Source organism: Streptomyces sp. NPDC033178 (assembly GCF_055577685.1).
The window spans coordinates 338,214-360,838 of record NZ_JBVIPT010000003.1 but is presented as its reverse complement, the minus strand read 5'-3'; the positions used below and the strand labels follow the sequence as shown (position 1 = coordinate 360,838).

Here is a 22,625-nt window from a genome sequence, read left to right as displayed (position 1 = left end):
GGGGCTCGCGCGCGGCGTCACTACCGTTCCGGCTGCCACCCCAGCGCCCGCGAGATGCCGAGCGCCGCGAGCCGTACCGCCGGGATCAACGCCGGTGTGTGCGCGTCGCGTTCGGGCACCACGACCGAGACGGCCGCGGCGACCGAGCCGTCCGCCGCACGGACCGGCGCGGCCACCGACAGAGCGTCGTCGGTGATCTGACGGGTGCTCACCGCCACGCCCGCGCGCCGGACTTCGGCGAGTACGCGGCGCAGGGTGGCCCCGTCAGTGATGGTGTGCGGGGTGAATCCGGCGAGCGGCCCGCCGCAGTACGTCTCCTGGAAGGCGGCCTCGCAGTGCGCGAGCAGCGCGAGTCCCACGCCGGTCGCGTGCAGCGGCCAGCGTGCGCCCACCTGGATCTTGACGCCCACCGCCGAACGGCCGGAGATCCACTCTATGTAGACGACCTCGGAGCCGTCCCGGACCGCCAACTGCACGTTCTCGTGCGTGGCTTCGTACAGGTCCTCCAGATACGGCAGCGCGATCTGCCGCAGCGCGAGACCGCGCGGGGAGAGCGCCGCGATCTCCCACAGGCGCAGGCCCACGTGGTAGATCCCGGACGCGTCGCGCTCCAGGGCGCCCCAGTCGCTCAGCGCGCCCACCAGCCGGTGGGCGGTGGTGAGGGAGAGCCCGGCCCGTCGGCTGATGTCCGTGAGGGTGAGCGCCGGGTGGTCGTGGTCGAAGGCGGCGAGCACGGCCAGGAGGCGGTCGGGGGCGGACGCCGCGGTCATCGGCCGGGACCGGTCATGTGTCGAGGCCGGTCATGTGTCGAGCTCCGCTTCGGCGACCCGCTGCAGCAGCGTGTGCAGGGTGTCCCGCTCGGCGGGGTCGAGTGGCTTGAGCAGGTCGTTCGTCACCCGCAGACCCGCCTCGTCGGTGTCGCGCAGAAAGGCGCGGCCGTCCTCGGTGAGCACCACGGTGCGGCTGCGGCGGTCGTCGGGGGAGGGGCGGCGCGCGGCGAAGCCGAGCTTCTCCAGGTCGTCGACCAGGCCGACGATCGCGCTTGGGTCGTAGCCGAGCCGCGAGCTCAGCTCCCGCTGGAGCGCGCCCTCGGAGGTGGCCAGGAACCGCAGCAGCGCGTAGTGCCGCAGCCGCAGCCCCGATTCCTGGAGGAACGTGTTGAACAGCTGCCCCGACCGCAGCCCCAGCCGGTACAGGAGATAGCCGGTGTCCGAGTGCAGCCCGCGCATCCACGGCTCCTGCGAGTCGATGGCGTCGGGGGGCGTGGCGTGCTGCTGGCCGGCGATGGCGGGCTCCCTGGGCCGGGCCCCCGCGGGGGCGGTGCGTAGGTGTTCCTTACAGCATGCCGCACGGACGAGTCGGCAACAACTATTGACGACAACAATGATTGTCTTTAGCTTCGATCTCGTACTGCTCCGATCTCGTAGCCGTCCTGCCTTCCGCAGGTGATCCGTTTCTCGAAGGGACCGTCGTGCCCAGCATCGATCTCACCGGCAAGGTCGCCGTCGTCACCGGCTCCGGCCGTGGCCTCGGCCTGGCCTATGCGCACGCCCTGGCCGCCGCGGGCGCCTCCGTGGTCGTCAACGACGTGGACGACGACGTCGCCGAGCAGGCCGTCAAAGCGATCACCGAGGCGGGCGGCACCGCCGTGGCCGAGGTGGTCCCGGTCGGCACCACCGAGGCCGCGGACCGCCTGGTGGGCCGCGCGGTGGAGGAGTTCGGCCGCCTCGACATCCTGGTCACGAACGCGGGCATCCTCCGGGACAAGGTCCTGTGGAAGATGACCGACGAGGACTTCGACGCGGTGATCACCACCCACCTCAAGGGCACCTTCACCTGCGCCCGCGCCGCCGCCGTACGCATGCGCGAGCAGGGCGAGGGCGGCACGCTGATCCTGGTCGGCTCCCCGGCCGGACAGCGCGGCAACTTCGGCCAGACGAACTACGCCGCCGCCAAGGCAGGCATCGCCGCCATGGCCCGTACGTGGTCGATGGAGCTGGGCCGCGCGGGCATCACCGTCAACGCGATCGTGCCGGTCGCCGCGACCGCGATGACCGAGACCATCCCCGCCTTCGCGCCCTACATCGAGGCCATGCGCGGCGGCGAGCCGCTGCCGGACTTCCTCCGCAAGGGCGAGGGATTCGGCACCCCCGAGGACTGTGCCGTGCTCGTCCCGTTCCTGGCCTCCGAGGCAGCCCGCGGGGTGACCGGCCAGGCCATCGGCATCGGCGGCGACAAGGTGGCCCTGTGGTCCCACCCCCAGGAGATCAGGGCGGCGTACGCTGACGGTGGCTGGACCCCCGACTCCCTCGCCGACGTCTGGCCGGCCTCGCTGGGCGCCGAGCCGCAGTCGGTCGGCATCCCCGCCCCGAAGTTCCCGGAGGCGTGACCCATGACGAACATCGACGTCGAGGAACTCGTCGCGATCGACGTCCACACCCACGCCGAGGTCTCCTCCAAGGGCACCTCCTCCCTGGACGACGACCTGCACGAGGCCTCCAGCGCCTACTTCAAGGTTGAGGGCAAACGAAAGCCGACGCTGGAGGAGACGGCCGCCTACTACCGTGAGCGGAAGATGGCCGCCGTGATCTTCACGGTCGACGCCGAGTCCGCCACCGGCACCGAGCCCGTCCCGAACGAGGAGGTCGCCGAGGCGGCCGCCGCCAACCCGGACGTGCTGATCCCCTTCGCCTCCATCGACCCCTTCCGCGGCAAGGCCGGCGTCAAGCGGGCCCGCCGCCTGGTCGAGGAGTACGGGGTGAAGGGCTTCAAGTTCCACCCCAGCATCCAGGGCTTCTTCCCCAACGACAGGTCGGTCGCGTACGACCTGTACGAGGTGATCGAGGAGACCGGCACGATCGCCCTCTTCCACACCGGACAGACGGGCATCGGAGCGGGCGTCCCGGGCGGCGGCGGGATCCGGCTCAAGTACTCGAATCCCCTGCACGTGGACGACGTCGCCGCCGACTTCCCGCACCTCAAGATCATCCTGGCGCACCCGTCGTTCCCCTGGCAGGACGAGGCGCTGGCGGTGGCCACCCACAAGCCGGGCGTCCACATCGACCTGTCCGGCTGGTCGCCGAAGTACTTCCCGCCGCAGCTCGTGCAGTACGCGAACACGCTGCTCAAGGACAAGGTGCTGTTCGGCTCGGACTACCCGGTCCTCACTCCGGACCGCTGGCTGGCCGACTTCGCGAAGCTCTCCATCAAGGACGAGGTCAGGCCGAAGATCCTCAAGGAGAACGCGGCCCGGCTGCTCGGGCTGACGAAGCCATAACGGGCAGCCATGTGCAACGAAGGACAGGGGCACCCCATGTGCAACGAAGGACAGGGGCACGGACATGCGCAATGAGGGACTGGGGTCGTGGCCCGCACGCCGGGCCCGCAAGACCCCGCACCGCACCGCCCTGATCCACGGCGACACGACGGTCACGTACGCCGGGCTGTATGAGCGCACCACCCGCCTCGCGCACGCCCTGCGAGCCTCCGGAGTGCGCCGCGGCGACCGGATCGCCTACCTCGGCCCGAACCACCCCTCCTACCTGGAGACACTGTTCGCCGCGGGCACCCTCGGGGCGGTCTTCGTCCCGCTCAACACCCGCCTCGCCGGGCCCGAGATCGCCTACCAGCTCACCGACTCCGGGGCCAAGGCCCTCGTGTACGGGCCGTCGTTCGCCGGCCTGGTCGCGGGACTGCCGGGCAACAGCGACGTCCGTACGTACGTCGAAGTGGGCGCCGAATACGACCAGTTGCTCGGCGCGGCCTCCGACGAGGCGATCGACGAACCCGTCACCGCCGACGACACCTGCATCATCATGTACACCTCGGGCACGACCGGCCGGCCCAAGGGCGCGATGCTCACCCACGGCAACCTGACGTGGAACGCGGTCAACGTCCTGGTCGACCAGGACCTGATCACCGACGAACGCGCCCTGGTCTCCGCCCCGTTGTTCCACACGGCCGGGCTGAACATGCTGACCCTGCCGGTCCTCCTCAAGGGCGGCACCTGTGTCCTGGTCGAGGCCTTCGACCCGGCGGCCACCCTCGACCTGATCGAGCGGCACCGGATCACCTTCATGTTCGGTGTGCCCACCATGTTCGAGCACGTGGCCCGTCACCCGCGCTGGGCCGACGCCGACCTGTCCTCCCTGCGGATGCTCAGCTGCGGCGGCTCACCCGTGCCGACCCCGCTCATTGCCGCCTACCAGGAGCGGGGCCTCACCTTCCTCCAGGGCTACGGCATGACCGAGGCCTCGCCCGGCGTGCTCTTCCTCGACGCCGAGCACGCGGTCACCAAGGCGGGTTCGGCGGGCGTGCCGCACTTCTTCAGCGACGTCCGCGTCGTACGGCCCGATCTCGCCCCCGCCGAGATCGGCGAGACCGGGGAAGTGGTCGTACGAGGGCCACATGTCATGCCCGGCTACTGGGGGCTGCCCGACGAGACCGCGGCCGTGTTCCATGACGGCTGGTTCCGCAGCGGGGACGCCGCCCGGATCGACGAGGACGGCTACGTCACCATCGTCGACCGCATCAAGGACATGATCATCTCCGGCGGCGAGAACATCTACCCCGCCGAGATCGAGGACCAGCTCCTCGCCCACCCCGACATCGTCGAGTGCGCGGTCATCGGCGTGCCCGACGAGAAGTGGGGCGAGGTGCCGCGCGCGGTCGTCGTGCCCCGCGAGGACGTCGAGCTCGACCCCGACGAGGTCCTCGCGTCCCTGGCCGGGCGCCTCGCCAAGTACAAGATCCCCAAGTCGGTGGTGCTCGCGGACGAACTGCCGCGGACCGCCTCCGGCAAGCTCCTCAAGTCCCGTGTCCGCAAGCGGTACGGCACCAACTCCTAGCGAAGGAACGAACGACACATGAGCATCACCGCGAACGGCATCGACGAACTCAAGAAGCTCGCCGGCAGCGACCTCGGCACCAGTGAGTGGATCGAGGTCACCCAGGAGCGCATCAACACGTTCGCCGACGCCACGGGCGACCACCAGTGGATCCATGTCGACGAGGAGAAGGCCAAGGAGGGCCCGTTCGGCGCGCCCATCGCGCACGGCTATCTCACCCTCTCCCTCTTCATCCCGCTCTTCACCGAGCTGCTGGACGTCCAGGGCGTCACCACGAAGGTCAACTACGGCCTCAACAAGGTGCGTTTCCCCTCACCGGTGAAGGTCGGCTCCCGCATCCGCCTGGTCGGAAAGCTGGCGGACGTCGAGGACGTACCGGGGGGTGTGCAGATCACGGTGGACGGCACGATCGAGATCGAGGGCGCGCCCAAGCCCGCGGCCGTGCTCCAGAGCCTGTCCCGCTTCTACGCGTGAGCGCTCCGCTGTGAGCGCCATTGTGTCTGCGGGTTCGTCGTGGCTGGACGCGCAGTTCCCCGCGCCCCTATGGGGCGCGAACCGGCACCAGGTCGAGAAGCCGATCCGCCGCCTCCCGTGCGAGGGGAGTCAGTCGGGCGTACACCGTGCGGAACGTCTTCTCGGCCTGTTCGGCGGGCCAGTCGTCCGGCAGGTGTTTGACCGGCAGACGCGGGTCCCGGCGGACGACCTGCAGCCACTCCGTCGACAGGCGCAGCCGCAGGGCGAGCGCCTCGTCGGCGGCGGGCTCCGTCGTCTCCCAGCGTTGCCAGCGATGCGCGAACGCCTCGTAGCGCGTGGCCAGTTCGTCCAGCGCCCAGGTCTCCTCGATCATGGCGCCGATGTCCATGCCCGCGTCCGCGTGGGCCCGGAAGATCTTCACATGGGCGGACAGGCCGAGCTCGGTGACGAGCGCGGAGACGTCGGCCTCGCCGGGTGCGATCCACAGCCCGCCGAACAGTGGGCCGAAGCCGCTCCAGGTCAACTGCGCGCGCAGATCGTGCCGTTGACGCTGCCAGGACTCCGGCAGGGAGAAGCCGAGCAGCGTCCAGGAGCCGTCCCACTGCCGGTTGACGGCCCCCTCCTCCCAGATCCGCTGCTCGCCGTCCCGCAGCACGGACTCCGAGCGCTCGGTCAGCCCGAAGTACATACGGCGTCCCTCGCGCTGCCGCCTGAGCAGATCGCGGCCCACCATGCGCGTCAGCGTCGAGCGGGTCGCGTGCTCGCCGACGCCCGCGCGCCCGAAGACGTCGATGACGCTCCCCGAGTACACGCAGACGTCACGGCCGAGCACCTGGTCGCCCAGGAACGACAGCATGAGGGACTGGGGCCGCAGCGCCTCGTCAGTGGTCACCGGCCCACGGTACGCCCGTCGATCAGCTCGTGACCAGGTAGTTACGGGAGCACCGGCTGCCCCAGGACTGGTCACTTCAGGACCGGTAGCCTCAGGGCCGTCAGCCGCCGTACCCGTCTCACCGGTGACCGGCGACCTCCACGAACACGGGGTTGGAGTAGAACCACGTGTCGAGCCACGGATCACCGTCGCCGGGCGCGTGCGGGATCGGCCCGTGCGGGTCGACCGACGCGCCCAGGTACCCGGCGCCGTGCCGGTTGCCGTCGCTGCCGCGCAGCCGCACGTAGAAGGACTCGTCCCCGGCGGTCAGCGGGATGCGCAGGGTGTACGTGCCCTTGCGGCCTGACACGTCCGCCGTGTGCACGACCTTTGTCGCGGGCGCCCGCCAGTTGTCCCGGTCGGCCGCCGGACCGCGCACCGCGCCGCGGATGACGTCCACGTGGGCGAGCTCGGGCAGGATGTCGTGCGGGTTGGGCCGCGAGGCCGTCGTCACGGTCACGTTCAGGGTGAGCTTCTCGCCCTTGCGGACGCGCAGCCGGCTGCCGAGCGTGACGCCCCGGCCGTGGTCGCAGTCCCGCTTCAGCCGTACGTCGAGGCCGTCGAGCAGGTGCCCGTGGTCGAGCCAGACCCGGCCCGCGCGCAGGCCCGCCATCACCGCGCGGTAGCCGTGGCGGGACACGCCGACGTGGGTGCGGCTGAACTGGCCGGGCCAGAAGTCGCCGCCGGGCTGCGGCTCGGTGGTGTTGACCGGGTCGGGCAGCCGTCCCGTGTTGTCGAAGTTCTGCCCCGGCGGCCAGTCGCCGTTCTTCCAGGTGTCGAACACCACCCGGTGCACATCGGAGTTGGTGGTGATCGTGAACAGCCTGCCCTCGGAGAGCATGGCGTCCCACATGCCGCCGACGGTCGCCGTCATCCAGTCGAAGCCGCCGTAGGTGACGTACGCGTCCGTCGGATAGCCCGGCCAGGAGTCCGCCGAGGGCTTGTTCTCGTACTCGCCGCGTATCGAGGTCGGACCGCGCCAGCCGGGGATGGCACCGCCCTGCGCACCGGGAGCGCCCTCCATGCCGATCATGATCTCAGGGGCCGCGTCCCGCCAGTTCCGCATCTCGTGCGGGGAGTCGATGCCCAGGCGCGAGGGGTGGTTGGCGAAGACCAGTACGTCGTCCACGTAGCCCGAACGGCGTTGCGCGGCCAGCCACTTGATGGCCTTGACGGCGTGTGCCTCGTTGCGCGGGGTGTCGGGGTGGGTGGGGGCGCCCGCCGTGTAGCCGAGCAGCTTGCCGTCGTAGGCCAGCTCGAACTTCGTGAGCAGGTCGACCTCGTGGCGGCCGGGCGCCGCGAAGATCGTGCAGTGTTCGGCGCCGGGGATGTACCACTCCAGGCCCTGGAAGATCAGCTGACGCGGGTTCGCCGCACGGGCCTTGAGGATCTCCTTGTGCTCCAACTGCGCGCCGTACTTGGCGTGCCCGAAGTTGGAGTGCTCGTTGAACACCATCCAGTCGAGGCCGTACTCGGCTCCGGCCCGCGCGATCTGGTCGAAGGTGTACTTGGCGTCGTGGCTGTAGACGGAGTGCACATGGTGGTCGCCGACGAGGTAGGCGAGACGCGGGTCGTTGCCGCCGAAGCCCTTGGCGCTCGCCATGGCGGGCGTCGCCAGCGACCCGGCGGCGAAGGCGGCGCCGAACAGGCCCGCGCGGCGCATGAGTTGACGTCTGGACACGCCCTGCGCGTCGAGGGCGGCGGGGGAGACGGACGGATCTGCCCAGGCGGGCAGCTGCTGCTCGGTCATGGTCTGGTGAGTCCCTCGGAGTTCGATGGATCAGTGGTTCATGAACGACGTGACGGGCAGGGCGCGTTCGACGATCCGCACGTCACCGAGCCGTCCGTGCAGGATCTGGTCGATCTTCCCGGCGTACTCGTAGCCGCCGAGGAGCCAGGGCAGGCCGACCGAGGTCAGCCCCACGGAGCGCGCGGTGGGATTGCGGGCCACGGGGCACCCCTGGACGTACAGCGTGGTGTGCGAGCCGTCGTTGACGACGGCGACGTGCCACCACTGTTCCCGGGCCGTCTCGTCGCCCCAGTTGGTGGCGATGCCCTCCTGGTTGAGCGGCCGCACCGCCCACTGCGGGCCGGGTCCGTCCGACAGGGACAGCGTGGCGAGCGGCTCGTCCGGGTCGCCCTCCTTCTTGCCCGCAGCCCCGCCCGTACCGGTGCGGCTGACCAGCCCGGACCAGGCGTTGCGGGACGGGTCCCAGGCGGCGGGCAGCTGGTAGAAGGCCTCGACGGTGTAACCGCCGCGGAAAGTGGCCGAGTTGAGTGGGGCGTTGTCCACGGTCCGCAGGTAGGCGCCCCGCAGCGGCGACTTGTCGCCGTCGAAGGACAGGCTGCCGTGCCCCGGCTGGTCGGGGTGGTGTGCCGACGACCAGGTGAGGGAGCCGTCGCCGACCTTCACCACGGTCAGGTCGTTGCCGCGTCCTGAGAGGTCGCGGACCGTGCCGTCCACGGCCGCACCCTCCGCGTGGCCGTCGAACCGCCAGTAGGCGAGCGTGCCCCGCACCAGCATCCGGGAGGCGGGCCGGGGCGCCCGCGGCGGCACCGGGGCGAAGCCGGAGAAGCGCTTCTCGAAGTCGACGGCCACCGAGAACCGGTCCGCGGGGCCGGACAGTTCGATCTCCTGGCGCTCCAGCTCGTTGAGCCCCTTGGCCGCCCGGCCCAGGATCCACGGGGAGATCGTCTCGACGTCGATGGTGTCGCGGTCGAGGTCGAAGCGGTACAGCCGGATCATCGCCGCGCCGCCGTAGTAACGGTTCTGATAGTTCGTCAGGTGAAGGTGTACGTCGTTCCCGGCGGCGTTCCTGCGCACGGTCCGGGCGGCCGGCCAGTAGTGCCCGTTGAGGGTGAGGAAGATCTGGTCGTGCTCCTTGACCAGCCGGTCCCAGAGCTGCTGTCCGTAGGTGGAGAGGGTGTCGTCCTCGTAGACCAGTTCATGGGTGGTGAGGATGACCGGAGTCCTCGGGTGCTGGGCGATGACGTCCTTGGCCCACTCGTAGCCCTTCGCCGACAGCCGCCAGTCCAGCGCGAGGACGAGCCACTGCCGGCCGGCCGCCTTGAAGAGGTGGAAGGTGTTGTAGCCGTCCGGCGAGGCCCCGCCGAAGGTCGGCCTGCCCTTGAAGCGCTTGGGGCCGAAGGCGTCCAGATACGGGGTCGGGCCCCGCTGGTCGTCGGTGGAGGACTTCACGTCGTGGTTGCCCGCCAGGACGCTGTAGCCCACGCCCTGCCGGTCGAGCAGCTCGAACGCCTTGCTCACCGCGGCGACTTCGGGCTGTGCGCCGTTCTCCGTGAGGTCGCCCAGATGCGAGAGGAAGACGATGTTCTCGTCCTTCCCGTGCTCCAGGACGTACCGCAAAGACGCCTCGATCGGGGCGGGGTTGATGCTCGGCCCGTCGAAGAGGTACTGCGTGTCGGGCATCACGGCGAGCGTGAAGCGGCGGCTGTCGGGGTCGGGTCTCCAGCGGGTGCCCGAAGAGGGTGCCGCCTGAGCGGTGGCCGCCGGCAGCGAGACCGCCGCCGTTGCCGCGCCGATCAGCGCGGTCGCCCGCAGGAAGTTCCGTCGTCCGGCGCCGGCTTGCGGGCAGGCCTCGGCCGGGTCGTGCTCATGCGAAGTACACACGTCTGCTCCGTGAGAAGGGGGACTGCTCGGGAGAGGGGGGTGGTGACTCGGGAGGGGGTGGCGACCGGGAGAGGGCGGCCGTCGGGAGGGGGGGCGGCGGTCGGGAGGGGCCGGCGGCAGGGATCAGAGCACGCGCAGCGTCCAGGCCCAGCGGTGGGTGCCCGGCGCGACGAGGTACTCGGCCGAGGTGTCGGGCCCGCACGACGCCGTGCCGAGCCCCCGGTGCGCGGCGTCGAGGTGCACGACACAGCCGGGCCGCGGCACCAGCTCGTCGTGGTGCGATGCGGCGGCCAGATCCTCGGCCCGGTACCGGTTCACGGAGACCTGCCCCGGCGCCCCGAGCTCCACGGACAGCCCCGTGGCGTCCGGCGCCGACAGCGTGAACCGCCGCACACCGTGCCGGCCGCCGCTCTCCTGGGGCCGCAGATAGGGGGTGAACAACTCGTCCACCGGGAGCGAGTGGTGCCCCACGGGCGCGCCCGTGCTCCGGTCCGGGTAGGACTCCCAGGGGCCCTGCCCGTACCAGTCCAGGACATCGAGCCCGGGGACCGTCTCGAAGACCGTGCCGACGCGGGCCACGTCGTCGAGGCCCTCCGGCAGTTCGGCCGACTCCTCGACCCGGAGGCCGCCGGTGACCGGGGTGAACACCTGCTCGTGGCGGACGGGCCCGGCGCCGGTCGCGTACTCGGCGACCACGACGACCCGGGAACCCTCCTCGCGCACGTCCACGACCTTGCGTACGAGCTCGTCGAGCCCCCAGTCGTGCCAGCGGGCCGCCATGCCGCCCAGCTCGTCGTTGTCGGTGGGCGCCCGCCACAGCGAGAGCACGGGCGCGGCGGTCAGCAGCGGATGGACCAGCAGCGCGTCCGCGTCCAGCGTGACGGCCGGGCCGGACGCCGGCTCCGGCGCCGCGTCGGTGACCGCCGCGCCCAGCCGGACCTGCGGCAGACACACCTCGGTGCCGAGCGGCGCCCAGGCCTCGTCGTCGGCGGTGATGACCCGCAGGGTCAGCCAGGACTCGCCCTCCGGCACGGGGAACGGCAGCGGCACCGCCGCGGACTCGCCCGGCAGTACGTCGGGCAGCTCGGCCGGTGCCGTCACCGTGGTGCCGTCCGCGAGGACCAGGCGCCACTCGGCTGCCAGCCATTCCAGGTCCCGGAAGTGCTGCCGGTTGTGGACCAGGAGCACGCCCTGGTCGTGGGTGAGGCGGACCGGCGCCGCGATCTCCCGGTGCTCGTACATGACGGGCTTGGGCGTGCGGTCCGGGAACACCACGCCGTCGGCGATGAACGCCCCGTCGTGGATGGTCTCGCCGAAGTCGCCGCCGTAGGCCCAGCGATGGCCGGGCGCGGCGACTCCGTGCTCGTACAGCCCGGCGCCCCCACGCCCGACAGGTCTTCCGTCGTTCACACGCTGGAGAATGCCGTGGTCCCAGAACTCCCAGATGAAGCCGCCCTGAAGACCTGGGGTGGACTCGATGGCGGCCCAGGTGTCGGCGAGCGTGCCGTTGCTGTTGCCCATGGCGTGCGAGTACTCGCACTGGATGACCGGCTTGGTCTGCTTCCCTGACCGGGCGTGCGCGACGCAGTCCTCGATCGGCGCGTACATCGGGCAGGCGATGTCGGAGGCGACCGTGAGGTCCGCCCAGTCGAGCTTGGCCGCGCCCTCGTACTGGATCGGCCGGGTCGGGTCGTGGCGCCGGACCCAGCCCGCCGCCGCGTCGTGGTTGGCGCCGTAGTCGGACTCGTTGCCGAGCGACCAGATGATGACCGACGGATGGTTCTTGTCGCGCAGCACCATGCGCGAGACCCGGTCCACGAAGGCGGGCAGATAGCGGGGGTCGTCGGCGATCTCGTGGGCGTGGTCGTGCGACTCGATGTTCGCCTCGTCCACGACGTAGAAACCCAGCTCGTCCGCGAGGTCGTACAGCGTCGGGTCGTTCGGGTAGTGGGCGGTGCGGATCGCGTTGAAGCCGAAGCGCTTCATGACGACCAGGTCCGCGCGCATGTCGTCCGCGGTGACCGTGCGACCGGTCAGCGGGTGGAAGTCGTGCCGGTTCACACCCCGGATGTAGACGCGCTCGCTGTTGACCAGCAGGTCCCGGCCGCGGATCTCGACGTCCCGGAACCCGACCCGGTGGTGCGAGGTGTCGGCGACCGAGCCGTCGGCCCGGTGCAGGCGCACCGTCAGGTCGTACAGCTCGGGTGTCTCGGCGGTCCACGGCCACACGTTCTCGACGGTGCCCCGCAGCCGGGCCTCACCGAAGAAGTCGGACACTCGCATGTCCTCGGCGTTGAAACGGTCGAACTCGGTGTCCTGGGCGAGGAGTTGGCCCTCCAGCGCCCCGGTGACGTACCACCCCTGGGGCAGTGGTCCCGCCGCGTCGCGCACCTGGCAGTCGACCCGGAGCCGCCCGTCCCGCCGGGCCCGCACGGTCACGTCCGCGAGATACAGCGGGTCGGTCGCGTACAGCAGCACCGAGCGGGTGATCCCGGCGTGCCACCACTGGTCCTGGTCCTCGATGTGCGAGGCGTCGGACCACTTGACGACGGTGAACCGTACGGTCGCCGGGTCCCCGGGGCGTACGACGTCGGAGAGGTCGAACTCGGCCGCGAGGTGGGAGTCCTTGGAGATGCCGACCGGCTTGCCGTTCACATGGACCAGGAGCACGCTCTCGGCCGCGCCGACCTGGAGCACGATCCGGCGTCCTGCCCACTCGGCGGGGATGTCGACGGAACGCTCGTATATGCCCGTCGGGTTGGCGGCGGGCGAGGCGGGCGGGAACTCGCCCCACGGCATCTGTGCGTTGGTGTACTGCGGCAGGTCGTCGCCGCTCTGGGTGGTCCAGGTGCCCGGCACCTCGGTCCGGGTCCACTCGCCCGAGCAGCCCATGGGCGAGGGCAGCAGCTGGAAGTGCCAGGAGCCGTCCAGGGACAGCGCACCGGAGCGCCGGTCCACGGCGTTCATGGCCAGCCGCCCCCAGGAGGTCACCTCGGGTGCCTCCCAGGGGCGCAGGGCGATCAGGTGATCGCGTCGCATCAGCGAATGGCTCCCTTGCCGAGATCCGCGATGATCTGCTTGGCGCCGATCGCGAAGACGATCAGCAGCGGGATGAGGGCCAGTACTGCACCCGTCATGACCATCCCGTAGTCCGTGGTGCCGTGGACACCGTTGAGCTGGGACAGCGCGACCTGGAGGGTCACGTTGTCCGGGTTGGTGAGGGCGATCAACGGCCAGGCGTAGTCGTTCCACTGGCCCATGAACGTGAAGATGCCGAGGAAGGCGAGACCGGGCCGGACGACCGGCAGGGCCACGTGCCAGTACTGGCGCATGAAGCTCGCCCCGTCGAGCTTGGAGGCGTCGAGCAGCTCGTCGTGGATCGCGCTCTTCATGTACTGCCGCATCCAGAAGATACCGAACGCGTTCGCGGCCGCCGGCACGACCAGCGAGGTCATCGAGCCGATCCAGCCGAGCTTCGCCATGATCACGAACTGCGGGATGGCCTGCAGCTGGGCCGGCACCATGAAGATCATCATCATCATGGCGAACAGCACCCCCCGGCCCGGGAAGCTGAACTTCGCGAAGACGAACGCGGCCAGCGAGTCGAAGAAGAGCACGAGGACCGTCACCGTGGTGGCGACGAGCAGCGAGTTGAACATCGATCCGAAGAAGTCGATGCTGTCGAAGAGCTTGCTGAGGTTGTCGCCGAGGTGCGATCCGGGCAGCAGCTTCGGCGGGTAGGAGAAGATCTCGGTCGACGAGTGCGTCGACATGATCACGGCCCAGTAGAACGGGAACGCGGAGAGCAGCACGCCGAGGATCAGCGAGGCGTGGAGGGCGATGCCCCTGCGCCGGGTGCCGTCGATGCGCCTGTTCTTGCCGTGCCTGGCCTTGCCGGGCTCGGACTCGGTGGGCTTGACATCGGTGATTGTCATGGTGACGGGCCTCCCTAGTCTTCGCCCCGGCGCTGCACCAAGCGCCAGTTGATGATCGAGAAGATGACGACGACGAGGAAGATGCCCCAGGCCACGGCGGCGCCGTAGCCGAAGTCGTTGTTGTCGAAGGTCTGCTGGAAGAAGTAGAGGACCATCGTCCGGCCGGCGTGGTCGGGACCGCCGGAGAACGTCGACTCGTTGGCCGTGGTCTGCAGCAGCACCTGGGGTTCGGAGAAGCTCTGCAGTCCGGTGACCGTCGAGATGACGAGGACGAAGAGCAGCACGGGCCGCATCATCGGCAGTGTGATCCGGAAGAAGGTCTGGACGGGCCCTGCCCCGTCCACGCGCGCGGCCTCGTACAGCTCGCCGGGGATCGTCTGGAGTCCGGCGAGGAAGATGATCGCGTTGTAGCCGGTCCACTGCCAGGTCATCAGGGTCGCGATGGCGACCTTGATGCCCCAGGGGGTGTTCAGCCAGGCCACCTGGTCGAGACCGACCGCCTGGAGAAGCGCGTTCACCAGGCCGAAGTTGGTGGAGAAGACCGAGCCGAAGATGATCGCGACGGCCACGACCGAGGTGACGTTCGGCAGGAAGTAGGCGAAGCGGTAGATCTTCTTGAAGCGGACCGCCGAGTTGAGCATCACGGCCGTCACCATCGCCAGGAAGATCATGGGGAAGGTGGCCAGCGCCCAGATGATGATCGTGTTGCCGATCGAACTCCAGAAGTCGGTGTCCGTCAGCAGGTACTTGTACTGCGACAGCCCGGCGTACTCCATCGAGCCCAGACCGTCCCAGCGGTGGAACGACAGATACAGCGAGAAGCCGACCGGGATCAGACCGAAGGCCAGGAACAGCAGATAGAAGGGGGAGATCGCGGCGTACAGCCGCCAGTAACTCAGGATGCCCTTCTTGGGGTTGGGGGTGGGGGGCTCCACGGCGGGCGCCGGGGGCTTCTCGACCAGGGGCACGGTAGCCATCAGTGACTCACCCCCAGGTGGTCCGCGATGCGCCGGCACTTGCTCATGGCGTCCCTCCAGGCCTTCTTGGGGTCCTTGCCGAGGACGCCGACGTTCTTGATCTCGTCCTTGATCGGCTGCCCGAGCGCCACGTCGAACGGGCTGTTGAAGGCGACCGGGATCTTCTCCGCGGCCGGCCCGTAGACGTCCATCGTGATCTGGTCGCCGAAGAACGGGTCGGGCTCGCGCAGCTTCTTCATGTCGTACGAGGCGGGGGTCGACGGGAAGAGTCCGGCGTCGACGAAGCCCTGGGCCTGGTTGTCCGCGTTGAGCAGCCAGGTGATGATCTCGAAGGCCTTCTCGGGTTCGCGGCACGCCTTGGTGATCGCCAGGAACGAGCCGCCGACGTTCGACGGGCCGCCCGGACAGTTCGCGACCCGCCATCTGCCCTTGGTCTTCGGGTACTGCAGCTTGAGGTCGCCGGCCGCCCAGGAGGCGTTCAGCTGGCTGGGCAGCCGGCCCTTCTCGGTGGCCGAGATGGAGTCGGGGGTGCCTGTCACGAGGTCGGAGACGATCCCGCGCCGCTTGGCCTCCACCGCACGGTCCCAGCAGTCGCGTACGTGCCGGCCGTCACCGATGAAGTGCTTGTCCCGGTCCACGTATCGGGTGGTCCCCTGGCCGATCGACATCTCGAAGACGCTGCCGACGTCGGTCAGGATGTACGTGCCGGGGATGCGCTTCTTGAGCTGCTCACCGGCCGCGAAGAACTTGTCCCAGGTGTTCATCTCCGAGGACACGTCGTCCGGTTCGTACGCCAGTCCGGCCTTCTCGTAGACCGCCGGCTGGTAGTAATGCACGACCGGGCCCACGTCGATGGGGAAGCCGATGAGGCTGCCGTCCGGTGCGACCGCCTGCTGCCACTTCCAGTCCAGGTACTGGCTCTTGAGCTTCTCGGCGCCAAGGGTCCGCAGATCGACGAACTGGTCGGCGTTCGGCAGATAGGACGCCATGTCCTCGCCCTTGAGCCCCGCGATGTCGGGGATGTGGGCCTGGCCGGTCATCGTGGTGATCAGCTTGGAGCGGTAGTAGCCGCCGATCTGGATCGCGTCCAGGTCGACCGACGAGTCGTAGCGGGCCTTGGCCTTCTTGACGACGGTGTCGCTCAGCCCGCCGCTCCAGTACCACAGGACCATGTTCCGGCCGGTCGAGCCGGTCGGTACGGCGCAGCCGGTTGCCAGGCCGCCGAGCGCCGTGGCGGCCGTACCGGCCAGACCCGCGCGGAGCAGGCCCCTTCGTGAGAGCCGCACAGCTCCCACCGCCTTTCGGATGTGTTCGGTCTTCGCATCAGGGGAGATCGGGAATGCCGTGGGGGGCGGGTGGGGTCACCGGGGCGTGGGGGACCGGCGGGCCGGGGTCCGCGGGCATGCGGTCGGCCAGGAAGCCGTACGCACGCCGCAGCTCGGCGTTCTCGGTGTTCTTGACCGACTGCCACCACTCGTGGACGCCGTACCAGCCGGGTGCGGCGAGAGCCCCGCCGTGCCGCTGTACGGACAGTCCGGCGGCCAGCACCGCGAAGCGCAGCCGCTCTTCGAGGGGCCAGTCGCCGAGGGAGGCCGCGACGAAACTCGCGCCGAAGACGTCTCCGGCACCCGTCGCGTCCAGCACCTCGGTGGCGAGGGCGGGTACGTCGGCGTACTCGCCCGTGGTCTGGTCGACGGCGATCGCGCCGTCGCCGCCGTGCGTGACCACGGCCACCGGCACCAGCTCGGAGAGCTTGGAGAGCGCGTCGGCGGCGGTGTCGGTGCGGGTGTACGCCATCGCCTCGGTGTCGTTCGGGACGAAGGCGTGGCAGAGGGCGAGCTGGTCGAGGAGGGCCGAGGACCACTGCTGGGTGGGATCCCAGCCGACGTCCGCGAAGATCTTCGTACCGTTCGCCGCCGCCTTGGCGAGCCACTCGCGGGGTTCGGCCTCGATGTGCACGAGGGCCGTGCGCGCGGCGGGCGGGTCACCCATCAACGCGTCCTGCGAGTACGGGGGTTCCTGGCCGTGGGTGACCAGGGCACGGTCGTGTCCGTACGCGATCGAGACGGTGACCGGGGTGTGCCAGCCGTCCGCGGTCCGGGAGAGCGAGAGGTCGATGTGCTCCTGGTCGGCGAGGACCTCACGGCAGTGGGCGCCGTAGTAGTCGTCGCCGAACACCGTGGCCAGGGACGTCCTCAGGCCGTAGCGGGCCGCGGCCACGGCCAGGTTCGCGATCCCGCCCGGGCTCGTGCCCATCCCGTCGGTCCAGATCTCCTCGCCGGGGGTCGGCGGCTTGCCCAGACCGGTCAGGACGAGGTCGTAGAAGAGCAGCCCGGTCAGCAGCACATCGGGCCGCGCGTCGGGCCGTTCGTCACCCACGAGCGCATCCTCTCGTCAAAACTCTTCACTTTCGATGCACGGGATCGTGTTTCGGTGGACAGGATCGTGCGCGCCTCTGGCTGATTTGGCAAGAGTCGAGCAGAACTGAGCATAGAAATGATTGCGAATGACGAGTACTGTTCAGCGCGTGCTGGCAGAGCGACGACATCAACTCATCCTGCGGGCCCTGCGAAACGGGGGCCCCGCAGCCGTCACCGACCTCTCGGAGCAGCTGGGTGTGAGCCCCGCCACAGTCCGGCGTGACCTGCTCAAACTGGAGGAGGAGGGCCTGCTCACCCGCGTGCACGGCGGGGCGGTCGCCGAGGAGGGCGACCAGCCCTTCGCCGAGGTCGCCGAGGTGCGCGTGGCCGAGAAGGACGCCATAGCCGAACGCGCCGCCGCGATGGTCGAGGACGGCCAGTCGGTCCTGCTCGACATCGGCACCACCGCGTACCGGCTGGCCCGGCAGCTGCACGGCCGCCGGATCACCGTGATCACCAGCAACCTCGTGGTCTACGAGGAGCTGGTGGACGACGAGGGCATCGAACTGGTGCTGCTCGGCGGCATGGTCCGTCGCGAGTACCGCTCACTGGTCGGCTTCCTCACCGAGGACAACCTGCGTCAGCTGCACGCGGACTGGCTCTTCCTCGGCACCAGTGGAGTGCGGCCCGGCGGGCAGGTGATGGACACGACGGTCGTCGAGGTGCCGGTCAAGCGGGCCATGATCAAGGCGGCCGAGCGGGTCGTGCTGCTCGCCGACCGCGCCAAGTTCCCGGGGACGGGCATGGCCAAGGTCTGCGGGCCCGAGGAACTGGACGTGGTGGTGACCAACGGACCGGCGGACGCCGGAACGCGGTCGGCCCTGGAGGAGGCGGGCGTGCGCGTGGTGCTGACGTGAACGGCGTGCGCGCCGGTTCACGGACATCGAGGAGCTCAAGGACCTCGACGAACATCGAAAGGGCAGTTGCGTGAAGCTGACGATTCTGGGCGGCGGCGGGTTCCGGGTGCCGCTCGTGTACGGGGCGCTCCTCGGGGACCGCGGTGAGGGCCGCGTCACCGACGTCGTGCTGCACGACCTGGACGCGGGACGGCTCTCCGCCGTCGCCCGCGTCCTCGCCGAGCAGGCCGCGGACGTCCCCGACGCACCGGCCGTGACCGCCACCACCGATCTCGACGAAGCGCTGCGCGGCGCCGACTTCATCTTCTCCGCGATCCGCGTCGGCGGCCTCGAAGGACGCGCGGCCGACGAGCGCGTCGCCCTCGACCAGGGCGTCCTCGGCCAGGAGACGGTCGGCGCCGGCGGCATCGCGTACGGACTGCGCACGGTGCCCGTCGCCGTCGACATCGCACAGCGCGTGGCCCGGCTCGCGCCCGACGCCTGGCTCATCAACTTCACCAACCCGGCGGGCCTGGTCACCGAGGCCATGTCCCGCCACCTCGGCGACCGCGTGATCGGCATCTGCGACTCACCGGTCGGCCTCGGCCGCCGGATCGCCCGCGTGCTCGGCGCCAACCCGCGCGAGGCCTGGATCGACTACGTCGGCCTCAACCACCTCGGCTGGGTCCGCGGCCTGCACGTCGCCGGACGCGACGAACTCCCGCGGCTGCTCGCCGACCCGGACCTCCTCGGCTCCTTCGAGGAGGGCAAGCTCTTCGGCACCGAGTGGCTCCAGTCGCTCGGCGCGATCCCGAACGAGTACCTGCACTACTACTACTTCAACCGGGAAGCGGTCCGCGCCTACAGCGAGGCCGAGAAGACCCGCGGTGCGTTCCTCCGCGACCAGCAGGAGCACTTCTACGAGGAGATGAAGCGGCCCGACGCCTCCGCGCTGACCGCCTGGGACCGTACGCGGGCCGAGCGCGAGGCCACGTACATGTCGGAGAACCGGGAGACGGCCGGCGCCGGCGAGCGCGACGCCGACGACCTCTCCGGCGGCTACGAGAAGGTGGCGCTCGCCCTGATGCGGGCCATCGCCCGCGACGAGCGCACCACGCTGATCCTCAACGTCCGGAACCAAGGCACCCTCTCGGTGCTCGACGCGGACGCCGTCATCGAGGTGCCCTGCCTGGTCGACGCCAACGGCGCCCACCCGGTCGCCGTCGCCCCGCTCCCGGACCACGCGACCGGCCTGGTGTGCGCGGTGAAGGCGGTGGAGCGCGAGGTGCTCGCCGCCGCCGAGTCGCGTTCCCGCACGACGGCCGTGAAGGCCTTCGCCCTGCACCCGCTCGTCGACTCCGTGAACGTCGCCCGCAGGCTGGTCGACGGATACACCGGAGCCCATCCTGGGTTGGCGTACCTTGAGTAAGCGCTTTCCCCGCTACCTGGAGACTTGAGATGCACGACGAACGCCGCCGGATCGAAGAGCGCGTCCAGCGCGTACACGACCAGCGCATCAAGACCGCGATCTACGCCGCCTCCGTACCCTTCGAGGTCGAGGCCTGGCAGGCTCCGGGCGAGCCCGTCCCCTTCGAGGAGGCCGCGGTCGCCTCGTACGAGCCCTTCGCGATGGACACCCCCTGGGGACCGCCCTGGGGCACCACCTGGTTCCGGATGCGCGGACAGGTTCCCGCCGAGTGGGCGGGCAAGCGCGTCGAGGCTGTCATCGACCTCGGCTTCATCGGCGACTGGCCGGGCAACCAGGCCGAGGCGCTCGTCCACCTCACGGACGGCACCCCGCTGAAGGCGGTCAACCCGCTCAACCAGTACGTGGCGATCGCCAACCCCGCCGTCGGCGGCGAGCGGATCGACTACCTGGTCGAGGCGGCCTCCAACCCGGACATCCTCGCCGACAACTTCTCCAAGATCACGCCCATGGGCGACAAGCTCACCGCGGGCGACAAGCCGATCTACACCTTCCAGCGCGCCGACATCGCCATCCTCGACGAGGAGGTCTGGCACCTCGACCTCGACGTCCAGGTGCTGCGCGAACTGATGCTGGAGCTGGGCGAGCACGACCCGCGCCGGCACGAGATCATGCACACCCTGGACCGGGCCCTGGACCTGCTGGACCTCGACGACGTCTCCGGCACGGCGGCGGACGTACGGGCCGCGCTGAAGCCCGCGCTGTCCAAGCCCGCCAACGCCAGCGCCCACATCGTCTCCGGCGTCGGCCACGCGCACATCGACTCCGCCTGGCTCTGGCCGATCCGCGAGACCAAGCGCAAGACGTCCCGCACCTTCTCGAACGTCACCTCGCTCGCCGACGAGTACGACGACTTCATCTTCGCCTGCTCGCAGGCCCAGCAGTACGAGTGGGTGCGCGACAACTACCCGAAGGTCTGGGCCCGCATCCAGGAGTCCGTCAAGAAGGGCCAGTGGGCGCCGGTCGGCGGCATGTGGGTCGAGGCCGACGGCAACCTGCCCGGCGGCGAGGCCGTCGCCCGCCAGCTCATCCACGGCAAGCGGTTCTTCATCGAGCACTTCGGCGTCGAGACCAAGGGCGTCTGGCTGCCGGACTCCTTCGGCTACACCGCGGCCTACCCGCAGCTCGCCAAGCTGGCCGGCAACGAGTGGTTCCTCACCCAGAAGATCTCCTGGAACCAGACCAACAAGTTCCCGCACCACACCTTCTGGTGGGAGGGCATCGACGGCACGCGGATCTTCACGCACTTCCCGCCCGTCGACACCTACAACGCCCGCTTCAGCGGCGAGGAGATGGCCCGCGCCACCCGCAACTACCAGGAGAAGGGCGCCGCCACCCGCTCGCTGGCCCCCTTCGGCTGGGGCGACGGCGGCGGCGGCCCCACCCGCGAGATCATGGAACGGGCGCGCAGGCTCGCCGACCTGGAGGGTTCGCCGAAGGTCGTCGTCGAGCACCCGGACGACTTCTTCGCCAAGGCCCGCGAGGAGTACCCGGACGCCCCGGTCTGGGTCGGCGAGCTCTACCTGGAGCTGCACCGCGCCACCTACACCTCGCAGGCCCGCACCAAGCAGGGCAACCGCAGGAGCGAACACAGGCTCCGCGAGGCCGAGCTGTGGGCCACCACGGCCGCGCTGCACGCTCCCGGCTACGCCTACCCGCACGAGAAGCTCGACCGGCTCTGGAAGACGGTCCTGCTCCACCAGTTCCACGACATCCTGCCGGGCTCCTCGATCGCCTGGGTGCACCGCGAGGCGGAGGCCGAGTACGCGCGCGTCGCGGTCGAGGTCGAGGAGCTGACCGCCGAGGCGGTCACCGCACTCGGCACGGGCGGCACCCGCGTCTTCAACACGAGCCCGGTCGAGCGCCGGGAGGTCGTACGGACCGCCGACGGCTCCCTGGCCCACACGGTCGTCCCGGCGAACGGCAGCGCGCCCCTCGGCACCGGCGACGCACCCGAGCCGGTGACGGTCGCCGGCCGCGTCCTCGACAACGGCCTGGTCCGCGTCGAGGTGGCCGAAGACGGCACCCTGGCCTCCGTACGCGATCTGCGCGCCGGCGGCCGTGAGGTCCTCGCCGACACGGGCAACCTGCTCCGGCTGCACACGGACCTCCCGAACTACTGGGACGCGTGGGACGTCGACAAGCACTACAAGAACCGCTACACGGACCTGCTGGACGCGGAGTCGTTGACCGTGGTCGAGGAGGACCCGCTGCTGGGCGCGATCCGCGTGGAGCGCTCCTTCGGCAAGGGCTCGCGCATCACCCAGACGATCAGCCTGCGCGCCGGCAGCCCCCGTATCGACTTCGAGACGGACATCGACTGGCACGAGGCCGAGAAGTTCCTCAAGGCGGGCTTCCCGGTGGACGTCCGGGCGGCCCACTCGTCCGCCGAGATCGCGTTCGGCCACATCCAGCGGCCCACGCACACCAACACCAGCTGGGAGTCGGCCCGCTTCGAGGTCTCCGGCCATCGATGGGTGCACATCGGCGAACCGGGCTACGGCGTCGCGGTCATCAACGACTCCACCTACGGCCACGACGTCACCCGCACGGTCCGCGAGGACGGAGGCACGACCACCACGGTCCACCTCAGCCTGGTCCGCGCCCCGCGCATCCCGGACCCGGAGGCCGACCAGGGCAGGCACCGCTTCACGTACGCGCTGCTGCCCGGCGCGACCATCGAGGACGCGGTCGCCGAGGGCTACGCGCTCAACCTCCCGCTGCGGGTGGCGGACTCGGCGGGCACCCCCGAGCCGGTGGTGTCCGTGGACGGCGGCGGGGGCGTGACCATCGAGTCGGTCAAGCTCGCCGACGACGCCTCGGGCGATGTCGTCGTACGCGTCTACGAGTCCCTCGGCGGCCGGGCACAGGGCACCCTGCGCACGAGCTTCCCGCTCGTCGGGGCCCAGCTCACCGATCTCCTGGAACGCCCGCTGACCAGCGCGGACACGGACGGCGACAGTGTGTCCGTCACCCTGCGGCCCTTCGAGATCCAGACGCTGCGCCTGGCTGTGGGGAACAAGTGACCACGCTTCCCATGAAGAATTAAGGAAGCGGTAAGACGCCTGGTCACGGCGGGTCCATCGCC

At 70.1% G+C, this 22,625-nt stretch carries 17 protein-coding genes; 7 read left to right on the top strand and 10 right to left on the bottom strand.

Annotated features, from left to right (window positions below):
• Positions 1–20: 20 nt before the first annotated feature.
• Entirely contained in the window at positions 21–770 is a 750-nt protein-coding gene (locus ACZ5VQ_RS08910; RefSeq protein ID WP_469104297.1) for an IclR family transcriptional regulator, read from the bottom strand.
• Positions 771–800: 30 nt separating this feature from the next.
• Entirely contained in the window at positions 801–1,229 is a 429-nt protein-coding gene (locus ACZ5VQ_RS08905) for a MarR family winged helix-turn-helix transcriptional regulator (RefSeq protein ID WP_469104296.1), read from the bottom strand.
• Positions 1,230–1,471: 242 nt separating this feature from the next.
• Here ACZ5VQ_RS08905 and ACZ5VQ_RS08900 point away from each other — a divergent pair, with 242 nt between their 5' ends.
• The 4 genes from ACZ5VQ_RS08900 to ACZ5VQ_RS08885 all read left to right on the top strand — a co-directional run bounded on the left by ACZ5VQ_RS08900 (position 1,472) and on the right by ACZ5VQ_RS08885 (position 5,321).
• The gene (locus ACZ5VQ_RS08900; protein WP_469104295.1) at positions 1,472–2,389 is read left to right on the top strand and encodes an SDR family oxidoreductase; all 918 of its coding nucleotides are present in this window, start codon (positions 1,472–1,474) and stop codon (positions 2,387–2,389) included.
• Positions 2,390–2,401: 12 nt separating this feature from the next.
• Positions 2,402–3,277 carry an amidohydrolase family protein gene (locus tag ACZ5VQ_RS08895; RefSeq protein WP_325176327.1) on the top strand — a complete coding sequence of 292 codons (876 nt, stop codon included), beginning with the start codon at positions 2,402–2,404 and terminating at the stop codon, positions 3,275–3,277.
• Between the two features lie 64 nt (positions 3,278–3,341).
• Positions 3,342–4,847 carry an o-succinylbenzoate--CoA ligase gene (menE, locus tag ACZ5VQ_RS08890; protein ID WP_469104294.1) on the top strand — a complete coding sequence of 502 codons (1,506 nt, stop codon included), beginning with the start codon at positions 3,342–3,344 and terminating at the stop codon, positions 4,845–4,847.
• 18 nt (positions 4,848–4,865) lie between these two features.
• Positions 4,866–5,321, top strand: coding sequence for a MaoC family dehydratase (locus ACZ5VQ_RS08885; protein WP_359711807.1), 456 nt, complete (start codon positions 4,866–4,868; stop codon positions 5,319–5,321).
• Positions 5,322–5,388: 67 nt separating this feature from the next.
• Here the strand turns inward: ACZ5VQ_RS08885 and ACZ5VQ_RS08880 are convergent, their stop codons facing one another.
• From ACZ5VQ_RS08880 to ACZ5VQ_RS08845, 8 genes are all read right to left on the bottom strand, one after another.
• A complete protein-coding gene (locus ACZ5VQ_RS08880) occupies positions 5,389–6,213 on the bottom strand; it encodes a PaaX family transcriptional regulator (RefSeq protein ID WP_469104293.1) in 825 nt (274 codons plus the stop codon).
• A gap of 118 nt (positions 6,214–6,331) precedes the next feature.
• Positions 6,332–8,002 (bottom strand): PHP domain-containing protein, encoded by a 1,671-nt coding sequence (locus tag ACZ5VQ_RS08875; RefSeq protein WP_469104292.1) that lies wholly within the window; start codon positions 8,000–8,002, stop codon positions 6,332–6,334.
• A 30-nt stretch (positions 8,003–8,032) separates the two neighbouring features.
• Complete coding sequence (locus ACZ5VQ_RS08870) at positions 8,033–9,883, bottom strand: LamG-like jellyroll fold domain-containing protein (protein ID WP_469104291.1); 1,851 nt, start codon at positions 9,881–9,883, stop codon at positions 8,033–8,035.
• A 123-nt stretch (positions 9,884–10,006) separates the two neighbouring features.
• Positions 10,007–12,922 (bottom strand): glycoside hydrolase family 2 TIM barrel-domain containing protein, encoded by a 2,916-nt coding sequence (locus ACZ5VQ_RS08865; RefSeq protein WP_469104290.1) that lies wholly within the window; start codon positions 12,920–12,922, stop codon positions 10,007–10,009.
• The gene (locus ACZ5VQ_RS08860; protein ID WP_362081049.1) at positions 12,922–13,818 is read right to left on the bottom strand and encodes a carbohydrate ABC transporter permease; all 897 of its coding nucleotides are present in this window, start codon (positions 13,816–13,818) and stop codon (positions 12,922–12,924) included. Before ACZ5VQ_RS08860 ends, ACZ5VQ_RS08865 begins: the two co-directional genes overlap by 1 nt.
• Before the next feature lie 14 nt (positions 13,819–13,832).
• Positions 13,833–14,795: a carbohydrate ABC transporter permease gene (locus ACZ5VQ_RS08855; protein WP_469104289.1), complete on the bottom strand. Its 963-nt coding sequence runs from the start codon at positions 14,793–14,795 to the stop codon at positions 13,833–13,835.
• Positions 14,795–16,081: an extracellular solute-binding protein gene (locus tag ACZ5VQ_RS08850; RefSeq protein WP_469104288.1), complete on the bottom strand. Its 1,287-nt coding sequence runs from the start codon at positions 16,079–16,081 to the stop codon at positions 14,795–14,797. Before ACZ5VQ_RS08850 ends, ACZ5VQ_RS08855 begins: the two co-directional genes overlap by 1 nt.
• A gap of 37 nt (positions 16,082–16,118) precedes the next feature.
• Positions 16,119–17,174 (bottom strand): carbohydrate kinase family protein, encoded by a 1,056-nt coding sequence (locus tag ACZ5VQ_RS08845; RefSeq protein ID WP_469104287.1) that lies wholly within the window; start codon positions 17,172–17,174, stop codon positions 16,119–16,121.
• A gap of 148 nt (positions 17,175–17,322) precedes the next feature.
• Here ACZ5VQ_RS08845 and ACZ5VQ_RS08840 point away from each other — a divergent pair, with 148 nt between their 5' ends.
• From ACZ5VQ_RS08840 to ACZ5VQ_RS08830, 3 genes are all read left to right on the top strand, one after another.
• Positions 17,323–18,072 (top strand): DeoR/GlpR family DNA-binding transcription regulator, encoded by a 750-nt coding sequence (locus tag ACZ5VQ_RS08840; RefSeq protein ID WP_055614767.1) that lies wholly within the window; start codon positions 17,323–17,325, stop codon positions 18,070–18,072.
• Between the two features lie 70 nt (positions 18,073–18,142).
• Positions 18,143–19,480 (top strand): 6-phospho-beta-glucosidase, encoded by a 1,338-nt coding sequence (locus ACZ5VQ_RS08835; RefSeq protein ID WP_469104286.1) that lies wholly within the window; start codon positions 18,143–18,145, stop codon positions 19,478–19,480.
• Positions 19,481–19,509: 29 nt separating this feature from the next.
• Entirely contained in the window at positions 19,510–22,563 is a 3,054-nt protein-coding gene (locus ACZ5VQ_RS08830; protein WP_469104285.1) for an alpha-mannosidase, read from the top strand.
• The last annotated feature ends 62 nt before the right edge of the window (positions 22,564–22,625 follow it).

What these genes read in the sequence shown, in the direction of transcription:
- ACZ5VQ_RS08910 (WP_469104297.1), bottom strand. Translation starts at nt 770, where the DNA reads ATGACCGCGGCGTCCGCCCCCGACCGCCTCCTGGCCGTGCTCGCCGCC.
- ACZ5VQ_RS08905 (WP_469104296.1), bottom strand. Translation starts at nt 1,229, where the DNA reads ATGCGCGGGCTGCACTCGGACACCGGCTATCTCCTGTACCGGCTGGGG.
- menE (WP_469104294.1), top strand. Translation starts at nt 3,342, where the DNA reads ATGCGCAATGAGGGACTGGGGTCGTGGCCCGCACGCCGGGCCCGCAAG.
- ACZ5VQ_RS08885 (WP_359711807.1), top strand. Translation starts at nt 4,866, where the DNA reads ATGAGCATCACCGCGAACGGCATCGACGAACTCAAGAAGCTCGCCGGC.
- ACZ5VQ_RS08875 (WP_469104292.1), bottom strand. Translation starts at nt 8,002, where the DNA reads ATGACCGAGCAGCAGCTGCCCGCCTGGGCAGATCCGTCCGTCTCCCCC.
- ACZ5VQ_RS08865 (WP_469104290.1), bottom strand. Translation starts at nt 12,922, where the DNA reads ATGCGACGCGATCACCTGATCGCCCTGCGCCCCTGGGAGGCACCCGAG.
- ACZ5VQ_RS08860 (WP_362081049.1), bottom strand. Translation starts at nt 13,818, where the DNA reads ATGACAATCACCGATGTCAAGCCCACCGAGTCCGAGCCCGGCAAGGCC.
- ACZ5VQ_RS08855 (WP_469104289.1), bottom strand. Translation starts at nt 14,795, where the DNA reads ATGGCTACCGTGCCCCTGGTCGAGAAGCCCCCGGCGCCCGCCGTGGAG.
- ACZ5VQ_RS08830 (WP_469104285.1), top strand. Translation starts at nt 19,510, where the DNA reads ATGCACGACGAACGCCGCCGGATCGAAGAGCGCGTCCAGCGCGTACAC.